The organism is Streptomyces sp. SCUT-3 (assembly GCF_014083985.1).
Lineage (GTDB): Bacteria > Actinomycetota > Actinomycetes > Streptomycetales > Streptomycetaceae > Streptomyces_H > Streptomyces_H thermolineatus.
Map to the genome: position 1 here is coordinate 1,243,605 of NZ_CP046907.1, position 15,803 is coordinate 1,259,407.

General features: G+C 75.3%; 15 protein-coding genes. 9 read left to right on the top strand and 6 right to left on the bottom strand.

All coding sequences use genetic code 11. The annotated features are described in order from the left end of the window. A complete protein-coding gene (locus GQS52_RS05425) occupies nucleotides 1–585 on the bottom strand; it encodes a PP2C family protein-serine/threonine phosphatase (RefSeq protein ID WP_182311916.1) in 585 nt (194 codons plus the stop codon). A 471-nt stretch (nucleotides 586–1,056) separates the two neighbouring features. Further along, the gene (locus GQS52_RS05430) at nucleotides 1,057–1,710 is read right to left on the bottom strand and encodes a pyridoxal 5'-phosphate synthase (RefSeq protein WP_182311917.1); all 654 of its coding nucleotides are present in this window, start codon (nucleotides 1,708–1,710) and stop codon (nucleotides 1,057–1,059) included. A gap of 246 nt (nucleotides 1,711–1,956) precedes the next feature. Here GQS52_RS05430 and GQS52_RS05435 point away from each other — a divergent pair, with 246 nt between their 5' ends. From GQS52_RS05435 to GQS52_RS05445, 3 genes are all read left to right on the top strand, one after another. Next, a complete protein-coding gene (locus GQS52_RS05435) occupies nucleotides 1,957–3,261 on the top strand; it encodes a hypothetical protein (RefSeq protein WP_182311918.1) in 1,305 nt (434 codons plus the stop codon). 232 nt (nucleotides 3,262–3,493) lie between these two features. Then, entirely contained in the window at nucleotides 3,494–4,222 is a 729-nt protein-coding gene (locus tag GQS52_RS05440; protein WP_259370605.1) for a TNT domain-containing protein, read from the top strand. 53 nt (nucleotides 4,223–4,275) lie between these two features. Further along, entirely contained in the window at nucleotides 4,276–4,647 is a 372-nt protein-coding gene (locus GQS52_RS05445; RefSeq protein WP_182311920.1) for a hypothetical protein, read from the top strand. A 123-nt stretch (nucleotides 4,648–4,770) separates the two neighbouring features. Here GQS52_RS05445 and GQS52_RS05450 read toward each other — a convergent pair whose 3' ends face one another. The 3 genes from GQS52_RS05450 to GQS52_RS05460 form a co-directional block, all read right to left on the bottom strand. Then, nucleotides 4,771–6,474 (bottom strand): FAD-dependent monooxygenase, encoded by a 1,704-nt coding sequence (locus GQS52_RS05450; RefSeq protein WP_182311921.1) that lies wholly within the window; start codon nucleotides 6,472–6,474, stop codon nucleotides 4,771–4,773. Between the two features lie 219 nt (nucleotides 6,475–6,693). After that, on the bottom strand, nucleotides 6,694–8,316 hold the full coding sequence (locus GQS52_RS05455) for an AMP-binding protein (RefSeq protein ID WP_182311922.1): 1,623 nt from the start codon (nucleotides 8,314–8,316) through the stop codon (nucleotides 6,694–6,696). 187 nt (nucleotides 8,317–8,503) lie between these two features. Continuing rightward, complete coding sequence (locus tag GQS52_RS05460; RefSeq protein ID WP_182311923.1) at nucleotides 8,504–10,192, bottom strand: AMP-binding protein; 1,689 nt, start codon at nucleotides 10,190–10,192, stop codon at nucleotides 8,504–8,506. A gap of 92 nt (nucleotides 10,193–10,284) precedes the next feature. On the opposite strand from GQS52_RS05460, the gene GQS52_RS05465 reads away from it, so the two are divergent. Then, nucleotides 10,285–11,235, top strand: coding sequence for a LuxR C-terminal-related transcriptional regulator (locus GQS52_RS05465; RefSeq protein ID WP_259370606.1), 951 nt, complete (start codon nucleotides 10,285–10,287; stop codon nucleotides 11,233–11,235). Between the two features lie 144 nt (nucleotides 11,236–11,379). On the opposite strand, the gene GQS52_RS05470 is transcribed toward GQS52_RS05465, so the two are convergent. Further along, entirely contained in the window at nucleotides 11,380–11,964 is a 585-nt protein-coding gene (locus tag GQS52_RS05470) for a TetR family transcriptional regulator (RefSeq protein ID WP_182311925.1), read from the bottom strand. 103 nt (nucleotides 11,965–12,067) lie between these two features. Here GQS52_RS05470 and GQS52_RS05475 point away from each other — a divergent pair, with 103 nt between their 5' ends. From GQS52_RS05475 to GQS52_RS05495, 5 genes are all read left to right on the top strand, one after another. Beyond that, entirely contained in the window at nucleotides 12,068–13,318 is a 1,251-nt protein-coding gene (locus tag GQS52_RS05475) for an alkane 1-monooxygenase (RefSeq protein WP_182311926.1), read from the top strand. Then, entirely contained in the window at nucleotides 13,315–13,479 is a 165-nt protein-coding gene (locus GQS52_RS05480; protein ID WP_182311927.1) for a rubredoxin, read from the top strand. The genes GQS52_RS05475 and GQS52_RS05480 overlap by 4 nt, the downstream gene beginning before the upstream one ends. A 5-nt stretch (nucleotides 13,480–13,484) precedes the next feature. Beyond that, entirely contained in the window at nucleotides 13,485–13,658 is a 174-nt protein-coding gene (locus tag GQS52_RS05485) for a rubredoxin (protein WP_346268270.1), read from the top strand. After that, the gene (locus GQS52_RS05490) at nucleotides 13,651–14,850 is read left to right on the top strand and encodes an FAD-dependent oxidoreductase (protein WP_182311929.1); all 1,200 of its coding nucleotides are present in this window, start codon (nucleotides 13,651–13,653) and stop codon (nucleotides 14,848–14,850) included. The genes GQS52_RS05485 and GQS52_RS05490 overlap by 8 nt, the downstream gene beginning before the upstream one ends. Before the next feature lie 245 nt (nucleotides 14,851–15,095). Beyond that, on the top strand, nucleotides 15,096–15,647 hold the full coding sequence (locus GQS52_RS05495) for a GNAT family N-acetyltransferase (RefSeq protein ID WP_182311930.1): 552 nt from the start codon (nucleotides 15,096–15,098) through the stop codon (nucleotides 15,645–15,647). Nucleotides 15,648–15,803 lie beyond the last annotated feature (156 nt).

Genomic DNA, 15,803 nt, shown 5'->3' on the forward strand with positions numbered 1-15,803 from the left:
TCAGGCCGCCGCCGGGCGCAGCGCGAGGACGGCGACGTCGTCGCAGGCCATGACGCCCGGGGCGGAGAGCGTCCGCGCCAGGGCCCCCACCAGCTCCTCCGGAGGGCGCCCGGCGTGCGCGCGGGCCGCGGCCACGACGGGGCCCTCTCCCAGCCGGCCGCCCTCGCACTGGGCGTCGAGCAGGCCGTCGGTGTAGCACAGCAGCAGGTCGCCCTCCTCCAGCACGCTGCCCGCGGTGCCGAACTCGGCCCCCGGCAGGATCCCGGCCAGCGGGCCCGTCGGGTACAGCCGCTCCAGCCGGCCGTCGGACCGCACCACGAGGGCCGGCAGGTGCCCGGCGTTGGCCAGGCGGACGGTGAGCCGGCAGCCGGGGCCCTCGCCGATCTCGGCCACTCCGTGCAGTGCGCTGCAGAAGACCGGGTCCATGGAGGGCGAGGCCCCCGCGAGCGCCGTGTTGAGCCGGCCGAGCACCTCGCCAGGCGGCAGGCCCCGGCCCGCCTCGCGGCGCACGAGGGCCGACGCCTCCTCCGCGGCGGCCGCCGCCTGGAGGCCCTTGCCCACCGAGTCGCCCAGGGTGAACCTCACCCGCCGGCCGTCGGCGCCGCCCCCGCAGGGCCACAGGTCGAGGAAGTCGCCTCCCCGGCGCGCGGCGCCGACGGGGCGGTAGAGCCGCGCCGATTCGACGCCGGCGACGGCCGGCGGACAGGAAGTGGGGTGGATGGGGCTTCTCCTTCGCGCGGAACGAGACGGCTCGGCACGGCCGGAGAACGCGAAGGAGCGTTCCGGTATGGCGGGCGGAGTCCGGGCCCACCGGAGACGACCACTCAACAGAGCCTCCCGCGGCGGAGGACGACCGGCCGTCGTCCGAGCGGGGCACGGGGGCTCGCACCGAGTTTCGTCACGCACTGTATGTGTTCGGACACGGCTCGCGCAAGAAGTGATCCCCTTTCGGTACGGGCGCACGCGCCCCGGCGCACACCCCCTGGAACGCGCCCCGCCCCGGCCGTCCGGCCTGGCGGCCCCGGCGGACGGGCGGCCGGGGCGACCCGGAGGGGGCTACGGCCAGATGTGCTCCCTGGTCCAGCCGTCGGCACCGTGCCGGTAGCGGACCCTGGTGTGGAGGCGGTCCGGGGAGGCCTCCCACAGCTCCACCTCCGTCGGCCTGACGCCGTACAGGGTCCAGGCGGGAGGGCAGGGGACCTCGCCGGGGTGGGCCGCGGAGACGCGCCGGTACTCCTCCACGACCTCGGCCCGGCCCGCCGCCGGCCCCGTGCGGTGCAGGTGGGCACAGAGCCGCGAACCGCGGCCCCGCTCGGCGAAGTCCCGCTCGGACAGGGCGCGCCCCGCGTCCGCCGCCCGGCCCGTGATGCGCACCTGCCGGGCCACTGCCGGCCAGTGGAACTGCAGGGCGACCCGCGGGTTCCGGGCGATCTCCAGCCCCTTGCGGCTGTCGGACCGCGTCGCGAAGAACACCTGCCCGTCGTCGATGTCCTTGCAGATCAGCACGCGGCTGGACGGGGTGCCGTCGTCCGCGACGGTGCACAGGGTCATCGCGTGGGGCTCCGGCTGGCCGGCGGCGGCAGCGGCGAGGAGCCACTCCCCGACGGCCCGCAGCGGGTTCTCCGGGAGGTCCTCGGCACGGAACCCGGGAGGATCGAGGCCCTCGAACACCGGGAAGTCCCTCAAACGGCTTCGCATCGTCTCGCTCACCGGCGGCACACTACCCACCGGAAGACCGCCCGGGGCGGGGAACGACCGCAACCCCGCTCGGCCGCTCGGCCGCTCGGCCCACGGTCCCGCCGTGCGGGGATGATTTTCCGGCCTCCCGCGCACCGGGGAGGGAGGTCCGGGGGACGGTGTCCGGTGGTTCGGTGCCCCACCGTTCGCGGACTCCGCGGGAGGGGCGGGCGGCGGCACCCTCCGCCCCCTTCCCCTCCCCGTACCCGGAGAACCCGTATGAGACTTCCAGCCCTGCGACGACTGCCCGGCGCGGTGCTCGCGCTGGCCGTGCTCGCCCCCCTCGCGGCAGGGGCCGCCTTCACCGCCGCCGACGCACCGGCCGCCGCCGCACCGGCCGTCCAGCCGGATCCCGCCCCGGTCCCCATGACCACCGCCGGCACCGGCGACTTCCGGCTGCGCTGGCGGAACGACGACCGCCGCGAGGCCGCCGCCCTGAGGCGAGCCGTCAACGGGAGCGACGACCGGGTCCGCCTGGGGACCCTGCTGGACACCCAGCAGGGCCGCAGGCAGGCCAGGCACAAGTGCACCCAGGCCACGCGGTCGGGCAGCGTCCTCCACGGCTTCAACCGCACCTCCACCGACTGGTGGTGCCTGCCCCGGTCGAACGCCGCCTCCACGGACTGGACCCCGCAGGGCATCAGCAGCACCGAGGACTCCCAGCAGCAGGGCACCGTGGACGGACGCAAGGCGTTCGTCTTCTCCTGGCACTCGGGCGGTGTCGGCCAGTCGGGGCTGGGCACCCGCCTGAGCTTCCTCGACCCCAGGAACGGCCGGTACATGCACGTGCTGCTCGTCGAGCCCCGCCCCGACGGCAACGGCCGCATGTCCTACACCAACCTGACCACGCACGCGGGCGGCGTCGCCTGGTACCTCAACTACCTCTTCGTCGCCGACACCCGCGGCGGACTGCACGTCTTCGACATGCACTACCTGCTCGACCTGGCGAACAGCCCCGCCGGGAGCACCCAGCCGACGGACCGGGTCGGCCGGTACGGGAACACGTACTACGCGCGCGGCTACTCCTTCGCCCTGCCCAGGATCGGCACCTGGGCCAACCAGGGCGACGCGCTCTACGACTTCGCCTCCGTGGACCGCTCCTCCCCCGACCCCGAGATCCTGACCGGGGAGTGGTGCAACCTCTCCAGGCCGAACGCCTCCTGCCGCGTCGGCCGGGTCGCGCGCTGGAGGGCGAGCGACCTGACGGACTTCGTCGGCACCGACCCCTTCTCCGGCACGGCCCGGGCACGCAGCGCCTACCACCTGCCCACCCCGTACACCCAGGGAGCCGTCTCCTGGAACGGCTGCTACAACACCGACAAGGGCGGTGCGGGGAGCAGGCCGCTCCTGATCACCACCAGGCCGGGCCGGACCGCCCTGCGGACCCAGCGCGGCGCACTCGGGCTCCAGGACCTCACCCTGTACCGGTCGACCAACAGGCTGTGGACCGTCACCGAGCACCCCGACACCGACAACCGGGTGCGGCGGGTGCTGTACGGGGTGCCCAGGCCCTCCTGCCCGTAGACGGCCCGCTCCCCCGCCCCCGTGCGGCCCCACGGCGCCCCCGCTCAAGCGCGCGGGGGCGCCGTCGCGCGTCCGCCCCGGAGACGGAGACCGGAGGTTCGCTCCCGGGCACCCTTTCTTAGCGATTTCGGGTGATCAGTGGTGATCAGGCATCAGATGCCCTTCCTGTCCTGCCGATACGGGGATGGCGGCCGGCTCGTGGCCGCCCACGTCCCCTCACAAGGAGATGGGAATGCACCTGCGCAGAAGACTCGCAGTGCTCGTCGCGGGAGCACTGTTCGCCCTGGGCGGCAGCGGAACGGGCGCCGTCGCCCACGCCCCCTCGGCGCACACCGCCCCCGCCGACGGCACGGTCGCCTCCGACTGCCCCAAGGAGGACCGGGCCGCCCCCGCGACCATGCCCCTGGACCGTCCCCCGGGCGACCGGGACGACTTCTACCGGGGCATCTGGCAGCTCGGCCCCGACGAGCTGCCCCGCCGGGGGCCGATCGGCGAGATGCTGCGCGGCTACGACCGCACGGGCGGCATGAGCATCTCCGCCTTCATGCGGTGCTACTGGAACTCCGACGCGAAGAACTGGTGGTACCCGAAGGCGGAAGGGTTCCTGCTGGACGACGACGACCGCCCGATCAAGGGCAAGGTGACCCTGAGGCGCGGGCAGTACGTCGACCTCTTCGGCACCGGTGAGGGAAGGTTCCTGGCCCCCGCCGGAACGCCGTACAGGCTCCGGGCCATCCCGCCCGGCAACCTCAACACCTACGACAAGGACTACCCCTACAGCTACCGCCTCTACAGGGTGGGCAAGTCGTTCCCCGTGGACGCCGGCCCCGTCGCCGCCTGGTTCGGGCAGCCCGGCGGCGGCCTGCAGTACGTGGTGAACGCCCAGTACTTCCCGCCCACCCCCGACCGCATCAACATCCCGTGGCTGCTGAAGCGCGGCTACCTGGAGCGCGTGAACTGACCCGGCGGACCGCAGGCGGCGGGCCCCGGCCCGCCGACCGGAAGGAAGGGACGATGAACCGGAACGAGTTGGCGCGGGCGCTGCGGCAGGCCGGCGTCGCGGACGTGCTGTACGAGATCCCCGGTGTCCACGAGCCCCGGACGCGGTCGGACGTCCACTACTTCCTGCGCCGGGAGCCCGGCTCCTGGGTGGTGGGGGTCAGCGAGCGCGCGGAGGAGGACTTCGCGCGCCGCTTCCCCACCGAGGACGAGGCCTGCCGGTACCTGTTCGGCCTCCTCGACCCCAGCACCCGTCCGCCCCGTCCGCCCGACGCGGCCGAGCGCGTCGCGGAGGTGCTGGGGCACAGCCAGGAGATCCAGAGGGAGGCGTGGGAGCAGTTCGGGCGCGCCCGCCGGGAACGGGAGCGCCCACCGGGCGAGGGGTGACGGGCGGCGGCCGGTGCCGCCGCCCCCTCCCCTCGCACGCCGGCCCGGGCGGGTCCCACCCGCCCGGGCCTTTCCGCGCCCGGAGCCCGGAGAGACCCTCCGGCCCCCGGGGCCGCCGCGGTGTCAGGCCGGTGCGCGCCAGATCCGGTCCAGCACGGCCTCCGGCAGGCCGCTGCGCGCCACCGCCTCCGCCCGCACGGACTCCGCGGTCGCGCCCTCGGCGGCCACGCAGCGGTCGGGCCGCACCAGCAGCACCCGCCCCGTCCCGGCCGGCAGCCGCAGGCGCTCGGCGAGCGCGTCGTCGGGCAGGAGGACCACCCGCACGCCCGCCCACCGCGGCGCGGCCGGGTCGGGCGGCGCCTCGCCCGGGCGCCCCCGCACGACCCAGGTGAAGCCCAGGGGGTCGAGGAGCCGGTGGAGTCTTCCGCCGCCGCGCAGCAGCGGGTCGGGCATGCGGCGGCCCGCCGCGCCGGAGGACCCGGCCAGTACGGCCGGCGGGTTGTCGGGGTAGGCGGTCTCGAGCATCCCGACGTCGCGCCCGAGCCTCGCCCGCACGGCGGGCAGCGCCAGGAGCACCGGCGCGACGGCGCCGAGCAGCCCGCGGACGGCGGCGCCCCGCGCGGTGAGCACCGCGGTGGCGCGGGTGGTGCCCCGCACCATCGCGCGGGCCACCGCCCGCCGCTCCGTCCCGTAGCCGTCGAGGAGCAGGTCGGCGGCCCGCGCGCTGCCCGCCCGCCGGGCGGCCGCGATCCTCCAGAGCAGGTCGTGCGCGTCCTGCACGCCGGTGTTGAGCCCCTGCCCGCCCACCGGGCTGTGGACGTGGGCGGCGTCGCCGGCGAGGAGGACCGGGCCTGCGCGGTAGCGGTCCGCGAGGCCGTGGGCCAGGTCGAACTGCGACGTCCAGACCACGTCGTGGCTGCCGAAATCGATACCCGCCCTCCGCCGGACCAGTTCGTCGAGGAAGGGCTCGTCGACGGTGACCGGGCGGTCCGGGGAGGCCCCGGGGAGGTGCGCGATGATCCGCCACCGGCCCGGTTCCGGCACGGGCACGATCAGCAGCAGCCCTTCCGGTCCGAGGAAGACGTGGCCCTCGTCCTCCGGGAGCGGGGCGGTGGTGCCCACGTCGGCCAGGACGAACGTCGCCCCGGACGCGGAGCGGTCCAGCCGCAGTCCGGCCGACTCCCGGACGCGGCTGCGGCCGCCGTCGCAGCCGACCAGCCGGCGCGGGACCACCGTCTCGGCGGCGCCGTCCGCATGCACCAGGACCGCCTCGACCGGGTGGTCCGGGCCGGCCGGGTCCGCGGGGTCGGCCCGGGCGCGGAGCGCGTCGAAGGAGACCTGCCACTCCACCGCGCCGCCCAGCTCGCCGAGGCGCTCCTCGAGGACCCGTTCCGTGGCGTACTGGGGGACAGACAGCCAGAAGGGGTGGTCGGTGTCGCCCCACGGCAGGTCGAGCAGGTCGATGCGGGCGGGGCGGCGGGCGGGACGGCGGCACCGCCCACCACCCCGCCCGCCGCCCGCGTTGAGCGCCGCGATGCGGGTGCCCTCGGCGAGGAGGCGGTCGGCCACGCCCGTCGTGTCGAGGACCTCGAGCGTGCGGGCGTGGAGGACGAGCGCCCTGGAGAAGGCGGAGCGGCCGGGCCTGCGGTCGACGATCCGCACGGTCAGGCCGTGGCGCAGCGCCTCGCAGGCGGCGGTCAGGCCCGTCGGCCCGGCGCCGACGACCAGCACGTCGACGTCGCCGCGGTCCGCCGCGGCCTCCGCCGCCGGCGGCGGGGGCCGCGCGGCGGTCCGGCGGGGGGTTCCGTGTTCCGGTTCGGGTGCCATCGGCCGTCTCCCCGGTCTCGGGATCGCCCGGCCCCTCCGGGGGCGGGCCCCGCCGGGTCGGCCGGGCCGCGGTGCGCCGGCGGCGGGCGGCGCGGGGTGCGCCGCCGGGCCGGCCCGGGGCCGCGGCGGCCGGGCGGGTCTCCCGGCTGCTGCCCGGAACGGGCCGCCGGAATCCCCGGCCAGGCGGGGATTCCCCGCCCGGCCGGGCCCGTCACCCCGTCACAGGCCCAGGGCCTCGGCGGCGGTGCGGCGCAGTTCGACCTTGCGGACCTTGCCGCTGACGGTCAGCGGGAAGCCCTCGACGACGTGGACGTACGCGGGGACCTTGTAGTGGGCCAGCCGGCCGCGGCAGAACTCGGCGACCTCCTCGGCGGTCAGTCCGGCGTCCGGGTCGCGCAGCACGACGCAGGCGCAGACCGCTTCGCCGTAGCGCGGGTCGGGGACCCCGACGACCTGGACGTCGGTGATCGCGGGGTGCCGGTACAGGAACTCCTCGACCTCCCTGGGGTACACGTTCTCCCCGCCGCGGATGATCATGTCCTTGCTGCGGCCGACGATGTTCACGTAGCCGTCGGGGTTCATCACGGCCAGGTCGCCGGTGTGCATCCAGCCGTCGGCGTCGACCGCCTCCGCGGTCCGCTCCGGGTCCTCCCAGTAGCCGAGCATGACCGAGTAGCCGCGGGTGCACAGCTCACCGGTGGTCCCGCGCGGCACGACCTCCCCGGTGGCCGGGTCCACCACCTGCACCTGGAGGTGCGGCAGGACGCGGCCGACGGTGGCGGTGCGGTGCTCGAGGTCGTCGTCGCGGCGGGTCTGGGTGGACACCGGCGAGGTCTCGGTCATGCCGTAGCAGATGGACACCTCGACCATGTGCATCTCGGAGACGACCCGCTTCATCACCTCGACCGGGCAGGGCGAGCCGGCCATGATGCCGGTGCGCAGCGAGCCCAGGTCGTGGGAGGCGAAGTCGGGCAGGTCGAGTTCGGCGATGAACATCGTCGGCACCCCGTACAGGGAGGTGCAGCGCTCGGCGGCGACGGCGCGCAGGGTGGCGGCCGGGTCGAAGGCGGGCGCGGGGATCACGATGCAGGCGCCGTGGCTGGTGGCCGCCAGGTTCCCCATGACCATGCCGAAGCAGTGGTAGAAGGGCACCGGCAGGCAGACGCGGTCCTGCTCGGTGTAGGCGACGAGCTCGCCCACCCAGTAGCCGTTGTTGAGGATGTTGCGGTGGGAGAGCGTCGCGCCCTTGGGGAAGCCGGTGGTTCCCGAGGTGTACTGGATGTTGATCGGGTCGTCGCACCCCAGGGCCGCCTGGTGGGCGGCCGGCTCGCCCGGGTCGACGGACGCGCCGTCGTCGACCAGGGCCTGCCAGGTCGGGTCGCCGATGTACACGGTCTCGCGCAGCTGCGGGCAGGAGGGGCGCACCTGCTCCACCATGGCCCGGTAGTCGCTGGTGCGGTACTCGGTGGAGGCGACCAGGAAGGAGATCCCGGACTGGTTGAGCACGTACTCCAGCTCGTGCACCCGGTAGGCGGGGTTGATGTTGACCATGATCGCGCCGATGCGGGCGGTGGCGTACTGCACCAGCACCCATTCGGCGCAGTTGACGGCCCATATGCCGACCCGGTCGCCGCGCCGCACGCCGCGGGCGATCAGGCCGCGGGCCACGTCGTCGACCGCCCGGCCGAACTCGGCGTAGGTCCAGCGGCGCCCGGAGGGGACGTCGACGAGGGCGTCGCGGCCGGGGTGCGCGGCCACCGTGCGGTCCAGGTTGGCGCCGATGGTCTCGTCCAGCAGGGGCAGGTCGGTGGGGCCGGCGGCGAAGGAGAGGGTCTCGTTCACGGGAGCGGTCTCCTTGGGTGGGCGTGCCCCGCCGGGACGCGGTGGCGTCCGTCGGGGCGGGCGCGGGGAGGGGCGGAACGGGGGGATTCAGTAGTCGGAAGCCTTGACGACGACGTCGGCGCGGCCGACGTGGGTGGTGCCCGGGCGGGGCCGCGGTCCGGGCGTGCGGACCGCGGCCCCGCCCGGGTCACAGCGCGTCCTCGCGGTACTCGGCGTCGTTCGGCGCGCCGCCGGACTGCTCCGCGCGGGCCCGCAGCTCGATCCGGCGGATCTTCCCGGAGACGGTCTTGGGCAGGTCGGAGAACTCCAGGCGGCGGATCCGCTTGTAGGGGGCGAGCACCTTCCGGGAGTGGGCGAAGATCGCCCGGGCCGTCTCCGCGTCCGGCTCCCAGCCGGCGGCAAGGACGACGTACGCCTTGGGCACGGCCAGGCGCAGCGGGTCGGGCGAGGGCACCACGGCGGCCTCGGCCACGGCCTCGTGCTCCAGCAGGGCGCTCTCCAGTTCGAACGGGGAGATCTTGTAGTCGGAGGCCTTGAAGACGTCGTCGGCTCGGCCGACGTAGGTGATGTAACCGTCGGCGTCGCGGGAGCCGATGTCGCCGGTGCGGTAGCGGCCGCCGGCCATGACCTCGGCGTTGCGCTCGTCGTCGCCCAGGTAGCCGGTCATCAGGCCGACGGGGCGCTCGGCGGTCAGGTCGACGCAGATCTCCCCCTCGTCGCCGACGGCGCCGGTGACCGGGTCGACCAGGACGACGGAGTAGCCGGGGCAGGGGCGGCCCATGGAGCCGGCCTTGATCGGCTGACCGGGGGTGTTGGCGATCTGCACGGTGGTCTCGGTCTGGCCGAACCCGTCGCGCACGGTCACCCCCCAGGTGCGGCGGACGTGCTCGATGACCTCCGGGTTGAGCGGCTCCCCGGCGGCGACGACGCTCTTCGGCGGGGTGGCCAGCTTGGACAGGTCTGCCTGGATGAGCATCCGCCACACGGTCGGCGGGGCGCAGAAGCTGGTGACGCCGCAGCGGCCCATCTCGGTGAGCAGCCGGTCGGCGTCGAACCGGGTGTAGTTGTGGATGAAGACGGTGGCCCCGGCGTTCCAGGGGGCGAAGACGTTGCTCCAGGCGTGCTTGGCCCAGCCCGGGGAGGAGATGTTCAGGTGCACGTCGCCGGGGCGCAGCCCGATCCAGTACATCGTCGACAGGTGGCCGACCGGGTAGGAGACGTGGGTGTGCTCCACCAGCTTGGGCCGGGCGGTGGTCCCGGAGGTGAAGTAGAGCAGCAGGGTGTCGTCGGCGGCGGTGGGCCCGGTGGGGGTGAACTCCTCGGGGGCCCCGGCCGAGTCCCCGTAGGACAGCCAGCCCTCCGGCGCCCCCGCGCCGACGGCGATGCGGGTGTAGTCGCCGGGCACCTCGTCGAACTTGGCGGCGTCCTCGGCGCGGGCGACCACGTGCCGGGCCTGCCCGCGCTCGACGCGGTCGCGCAGGTCGACCGGGCCGAGGAGGGTGGTGGCGGGGATGAGGACGGCGCGCAGCTTCATGGCCGCCAGCATCGTCTCCCACAGCTCGGTCTGGTTGCCGAGCATCAGCACGATCCGGTCTCCGGCCCGCACGCCCTGCGCGGCGAGCCAGTTGGCGACCTGGCCGGAGCGGCGGGACATCTCCCGGAAGGAGACGCGTTCCTCGCTGCCGTCCTCCTCGACGATCCACAGGGCGGTGGCGTCGTTGCCGTCGGCCATCGGGTCGAACCAGTCCAGGGCCCAGTTGAACTCCTGCGGGCGCGGCCAGCGGAATTCACGGTGGGCGGTGTCGTAGTCCTCCCGGTGGGCCAGCAGGAAGTCGCGTGCCGCGCGGAACTGCTCCGCGCCGCTGGCTGCCGTCATGTTTCCTCCACGTTGCTGCCGGGCTACCGTGCATGCTGAGCGCTGTGATCCAGGTCTCACTACCCCCGGACGGGGGTGAAGGGTGCGAGAACGTGAGCGAAACGGGTGACATACGGGCCGCGCTGCTGGCGCTGCGGCGCACCAGCGGCCTACCGGTCGCCTTCGGCGGCGCGGTCGCCGGGTCGGGTGCCGGGACGGGCGCCGGGGCGGGGCGGCTGCGGATCGGCGAGCTGTCCGGGGCCGCGACCGGCGCGCTGCGCGGTCTCGCGGTCACCGCGGGCAACGGCCTCGGCGGCAAGGCGGTGGCGCTGTCCCGCCCGTTCGCGGTCAGCGACTACCCGGCCTCGGCGGCCATCAGCCACGAGTACGACGCGGCGGTCGGCGCGGAGGGCCTGCGGGCGGTCCTGGCGGTGCCGGTCGTGGTGGGGCGCACGGTACGGGCCGTGCTGTACGGGGCGCTGCGCGAGCCGCTGGCCCTCGGCGACCGGACCCTGGACGCGGCGGTGGCGGTGGCCCGCGACCTGGAGCAGACCCTCGCGGTGCGCGACGCCGAGCGGCGGCTGCTGGCCCGGCGGCCGTCCGCCCCGGGCCCCGGGACCGGCCCCGGGACCGACGGCGGCGCGGACGGCGGGCCGGGCACGGGCCGGGCGGCCGCCGCCGCGTGGGAGGAGGTCCGCGGGGCCCACGGCGAGCTGCGGGCCCTGGCCCGCGCGGCCGACGACCCCCTGCTGCGGGCCCGGCTGGAGGCGGTGTGCGCGCGGCTGGCGTCCGCCGCCGGCGGGAGCACCGGCGGGGACGCGCGCGCGGCCGGCGGCACCGGCACGGCACAGGCCCCGGCGGCACCGGCCGCCCCTCTCTCCCCGCGCGAACTGGACGTGCTGGTCTGCGTCGCCTCGGGGGCGACCAACGGCGCCGCCGCGGCGGCCCTGGGGCTGCGCCCGGAGACCGTCAAGAGCTACCTGCGCTCGGCCATGCGCAAGCTGGGCGCCCACACCCGCCTGGAGGCCGTCGTCGCGGCCCGCCGCGCCGGCCTGCTGCCCTGAGGGGCGTCCGACAGGAGGGGGCAGACAGGAGGAAGGCCGGCAGGAGGGGCCCCGGCCGTCCGGCCGGGGCGTCGGCCCCGGTCGTGACGGAGGGGCCGGCCAAGGAGCCCCGGGCGGTCGCCGCGCCGGGGCCCCGACGGGCCCTCAGGGCCGTGCGATGCGGACGGCGATCTCGGCGATCCGCCGGGCGGCGGTCTCGGGAGGCGCGGTCGGCTGGAAGACGTGGCTGACCGTCATGCGGACGAGCGTCTCGACGACCAGGTCCCGCGACTCGGCGTCGACGGTCGGCCACGCGTCCTCCGCGTATGCGGTCAGCATCGCCGAGGCGGTCTCCAGGAGGGGCTCGGTGCGGGTGGTCAGGAGTTCGAGGAGGTCGTCGTCGCCCCCTCGTGAACCGGTGAGTACGGCCTTGAGGAGCGGGTTGTCGGCGGCGGCCCGCAGCGTGTACTCGACGCCGGCGGTGACGGCGTCCCCCAGGTCGTCGGGGTGGTCGAGGAGCTGTTCCTGTATGCCGAGCAGGAACCGCTCGATCTCGCGCCGTACGAGTGCCTCGCCGATCGCCGCCTTGGTGCCGTACTCGGTGTAGAGGGTCTGCCGGCTCACCCCGGCCGTGGCGGCGATGCGGGTCATGCGCAGCCGGTCCCAGCCGCCTGCGGCGACCTGCTCGTAGGCGGCGTCCAGGAGCCGCTCCTTGAGCAGTGAGCGGACCGACTCTCGATAGCGCGTCATCGCGACCATCCTAGCGAATTTCGCCCATCCCCTTGACGGTTACCGAGGGTACTGTCTAATTTCTGGACAGTTTTTCGAGAACTGTAAAGTTGGAGGTGGTGGCATGGCGGAGATCGCGCAGCCCGGCGGATCGCCCGCTCGGGCGTCGAGCGCGTCGCAGGCCCAAAGGGCGCCGAGCGCGTCGCGGTCGGAGCAGGCGTCACAGGGGCGGCAGGCGACCTGGCGGGACGGCAAGAGGTACCTGTGGCTGCTCGGACTGGTCGTCCCGGCGTACCCGTTCACCGCGTGGGGCCTGGTCGAACTCACCGGCTCGGGGTTCTTCTGGTGGTCGGCGCTCCTGATCGTCTTCGGGCTGGTCCCGCTGCTGGACCTCCTGGTCGGCAAGGACTCGAACAACCCGCCCGACAGCGTGCTCGCCTGGCTGGAGGGCGACCGCTACTACCGCTGGTGCACCTACCTCTACCTGCCGCTGCAGTACGCCGGGCTGGTCCTGGCCTGTTGGCTGTGGACGACCGGCGGCCTCTCGGCCGCGGACAGGGCGGGGCTCACGGTCACCGTCGGCGTCGTCGCGGGGCTCGGCATCAACACGGCGCACGAACTCGGCCACAAGAAGGAGTCGCTGGAGCGGTGGCTCGCCCGCATCGCGCTCGCCCAGACCTTCTACGGCCACTTCTACATCGAGCACAACCGCGGCCACCACGTCCGCGTCGCCACGCCCGAGGACCCCGCCAGCTCGCGCCTGGGCCAGACGTTCTGGGCGTTCCTGCCCCGCTCCGTGTTCGGCTCCCTGCGCTCGGGATGGCACCTGGAGAAGGCCAGGCTGGCCCGCCGGGGCAAGGGCCCGTGGACGCCGCAGAACGACGTGCTCAACGCGTGGGCGATGTCGGCGGCGCTGTTCGGGGCCCTGGCCGTCGCCTTCGGGCCCGGCGTCCTGCCGTATCTGGCCGTGCAGGCGGTCATCGGGTTCTGCCTGCTGGAGGTCGTCAACTACCTGGAGCACTACGGGCTGCTCCGGCAGAAGGGCGCCACGGGCCGCTACGAGCGCTGCACCCCCCGGCACAGCTGGAACAGCGACGACATCGCCTCCAACGTGTTCCTGTACCACCTGCAGCGGCACAGCGACCACCACGCCAACCCCACCCGCCGCTACCAGGCGCTGCGCCACTTCGAGGAGTCCCCGCAGCTGCCGTCGGGCTACGCAGGCATGATCCTGCTCGCCCTCGTGCCGCCCCTGTGGCGCCGCGTCATGGACCCCCTGGTACTGGCGCACTACGGCGGCGACGTCGCCCGCGCCAACATCCAGCCGCGCCGGCGCGCCCGGGTCCTGGCCCGCTACGGGGGTGGGGCGGCGTGAGCCGGTACCGCTGCCCCGTCTGCGACTACGTGTACGACGAGGCCTCCGGCGAGCCCCGCGAGGGCTTCCCCGCAGGCACCCCCTGGGACGCCGTCCCCGACGACTGGTGCTGCCCCGACTGCGGGGTCCGCGAGAAGATCGACTTCGAGGAGACGTCATGAACCCCGTGAAGGTCTGGGAGTGCCTGGTGTGCGGCTTCGTCTACGACGAGGCCGAGGGATGGCCGGAGGAGGGCATCGCCCCCGGCACCCGCTGGGAGGACGTCCCCGACGACTGGTGCTGCCCCGACTGCGGAGCGGCCAAGGCCGACTTCGAGATGGTCGAGACGAGCCGTGCCTGAGCCCGCGCCCCGCACCGTCGCCGTCGTCGGCACCGGAGTGGCCGGCACGACCGCCGCGCTGACGCTCCGCAAGGAGGGGTTCGAGGGGCGGATCGTCCTGATCGGCGACGAGCCCCACGAGCCGTACCGCAGGCCGCCGCTGTCCAAGGACCTGCTCCGGGGCGACGTGCCCCCGGAGCGGGCCCGCCTCAAGCCGTCGTCCGCCTGGGCCGAGCAGGGCGTCGAACTGCTCACCGGCACCGCCGTCACCGGCCTGGACGCCTCCGCCCTGCACTTCGCGGACGGCTCCCGGCTCCCCTGTGACCGGCTCCTCCTGGCCACGGGCGCCCGCCCCCGAACCCTCCCCCGGGCGGCGGGGCTCGACCGCGTGCACACCCTGCGCACCCTCGACGACCTCCCCGCCCTGCGCGGGGACCTGGCCTCCGGCGGCCCCCTGCTCGTCGTCGGCGCGGGACTGGTCGGTCTGGAGGTGGCGGCCACCGCGCGGCAGGCGGGCTGCGAGGTCACGGTCCTGGAGGCGGCGGACCGCCCCCTCGGCCGGGTGCTGCCCCCCGTTCTCGGGCGGGCCGTCGCCGACCTGCACCGCGCCAACGGCGTACGGGTGCACACGGGGGTGGGACTGCGGAGCCTGGCCCGGCACGGCGACACCCTCGTCGCCACCGGCCACGACGGCACCGAGTGGACGGCCGCGGCGGTGCTGGTCGCCGTCGGCACGGTGCCGGAGACCGCCCTCGCCGAGCGGGCCGGACTGGCCGTGGCCGACGGCATCGTCGTCGACCGGTACGGCGCCACCGGCGTGCCGCACGTGTACGCGGCGGGCGACGTCGCCCGCCGCCCCGACCCCGTCCTGGGCGGGCTGCACCGCGTCGAGCAGTGGAACCACGCCCAGGAGCACGGCGCGGCCGTCGCCGCGAACATGCTCGGCGGGCGCAGGCCCTTCGACGCGGTCCCGTGGGGCTGGACCGACCAGTACGGCGTCGTCCTGCAGTTCTGCGGGCACCCCGCCGTCGGCGACGACATCGCCGTGGACGGCGACCCCGGCGGCTTCGACTTCACCGCGGTCGTCCGCCGCGACGGCCGACCCGTCGGCGGCGTCGCCGCCGGGCGCCCCGCCGGGTTCCGCGCCCTCCGCGGGCTCGTCGCCGAACACTCCGTCGCCGGCCACGGCCTGCCGGCGGCCGCCCCCGCCTGAAGCCGGCCGCGCCCGGGGCCCGCGTCCGGTCCGGCGGGCCCCGGGCACGGCGCCTGCGGTCCCCGCCCCGGCGCCGGGACACGTGATGATGCCGCTGCTCACAGCACCGGCCCCCGCACCTCAGCGACCGGGCTCCAACGCGGGCGTTCCCGGTCGCACCGCCGACCGGTCCGGCATCGACGCGGACGAGCCCGCCGGCCGTTTACTCGATCGACCCGCACGCGGGGCCCAGTTAGGTTGGCGCGATGACCGAACTGCGCACCGAACGTCTCGTGCTCCGCGGATGGCGGGAGTCGGACATCGCCCCGTGGGCGGCCATGAACGCCGATCCCGAAGTCCGCGAACACTTCCCGGACCTGCTCACCCGGGAGCAGAGCGAGGCGTCAGTCGCCCGTTTCCGCACCGAGCTCGAACGGCGGGGCTGGGGGTGGTGGGCGGTGGAGGTGCGGGCCACCGGCGGGTTCATCGGGTTCGCCGGGCTCGACCCGGTGGACGACGGCCTGCCGTTCACCGGCGTGGAGGCCGGCTGGCGCCTGGCCCGCCCGGCCTGGGGTCACGGCTACGCCACCGAGGCCGCCCGGGCCGTGGTGGACTTCGGGTTCGAAAGCCTCGGCCTGGCGGAGGTCCTCGCGGTGACGACGGCCACCAACCTCCGCTCGCAGGCGGTGATGCGCCGCATCGGCATGACCCGCGACCCGGCCGACGACTTCGACGACCCGGACGTCCCCGAAGGACCCCTGCGCCGGAACGTGCTGTACCGGCTCCGCGCCGAGGACCACCGGCCCGTCGGGCGGTAGGGAACCCCGGGTCCCGGCGGGTGCGTGCGGGCGGGGCGGGGCGTACGGGCCGGTCGCGACGGGCCGGGACAGGGCGGGCCGGGCCGGGGCGGGCAAGGTTCTCGGCGCAGGGCGCACGACCCCGGAGGAACGGGACCCGGGCAGCGCCCGGCCCCG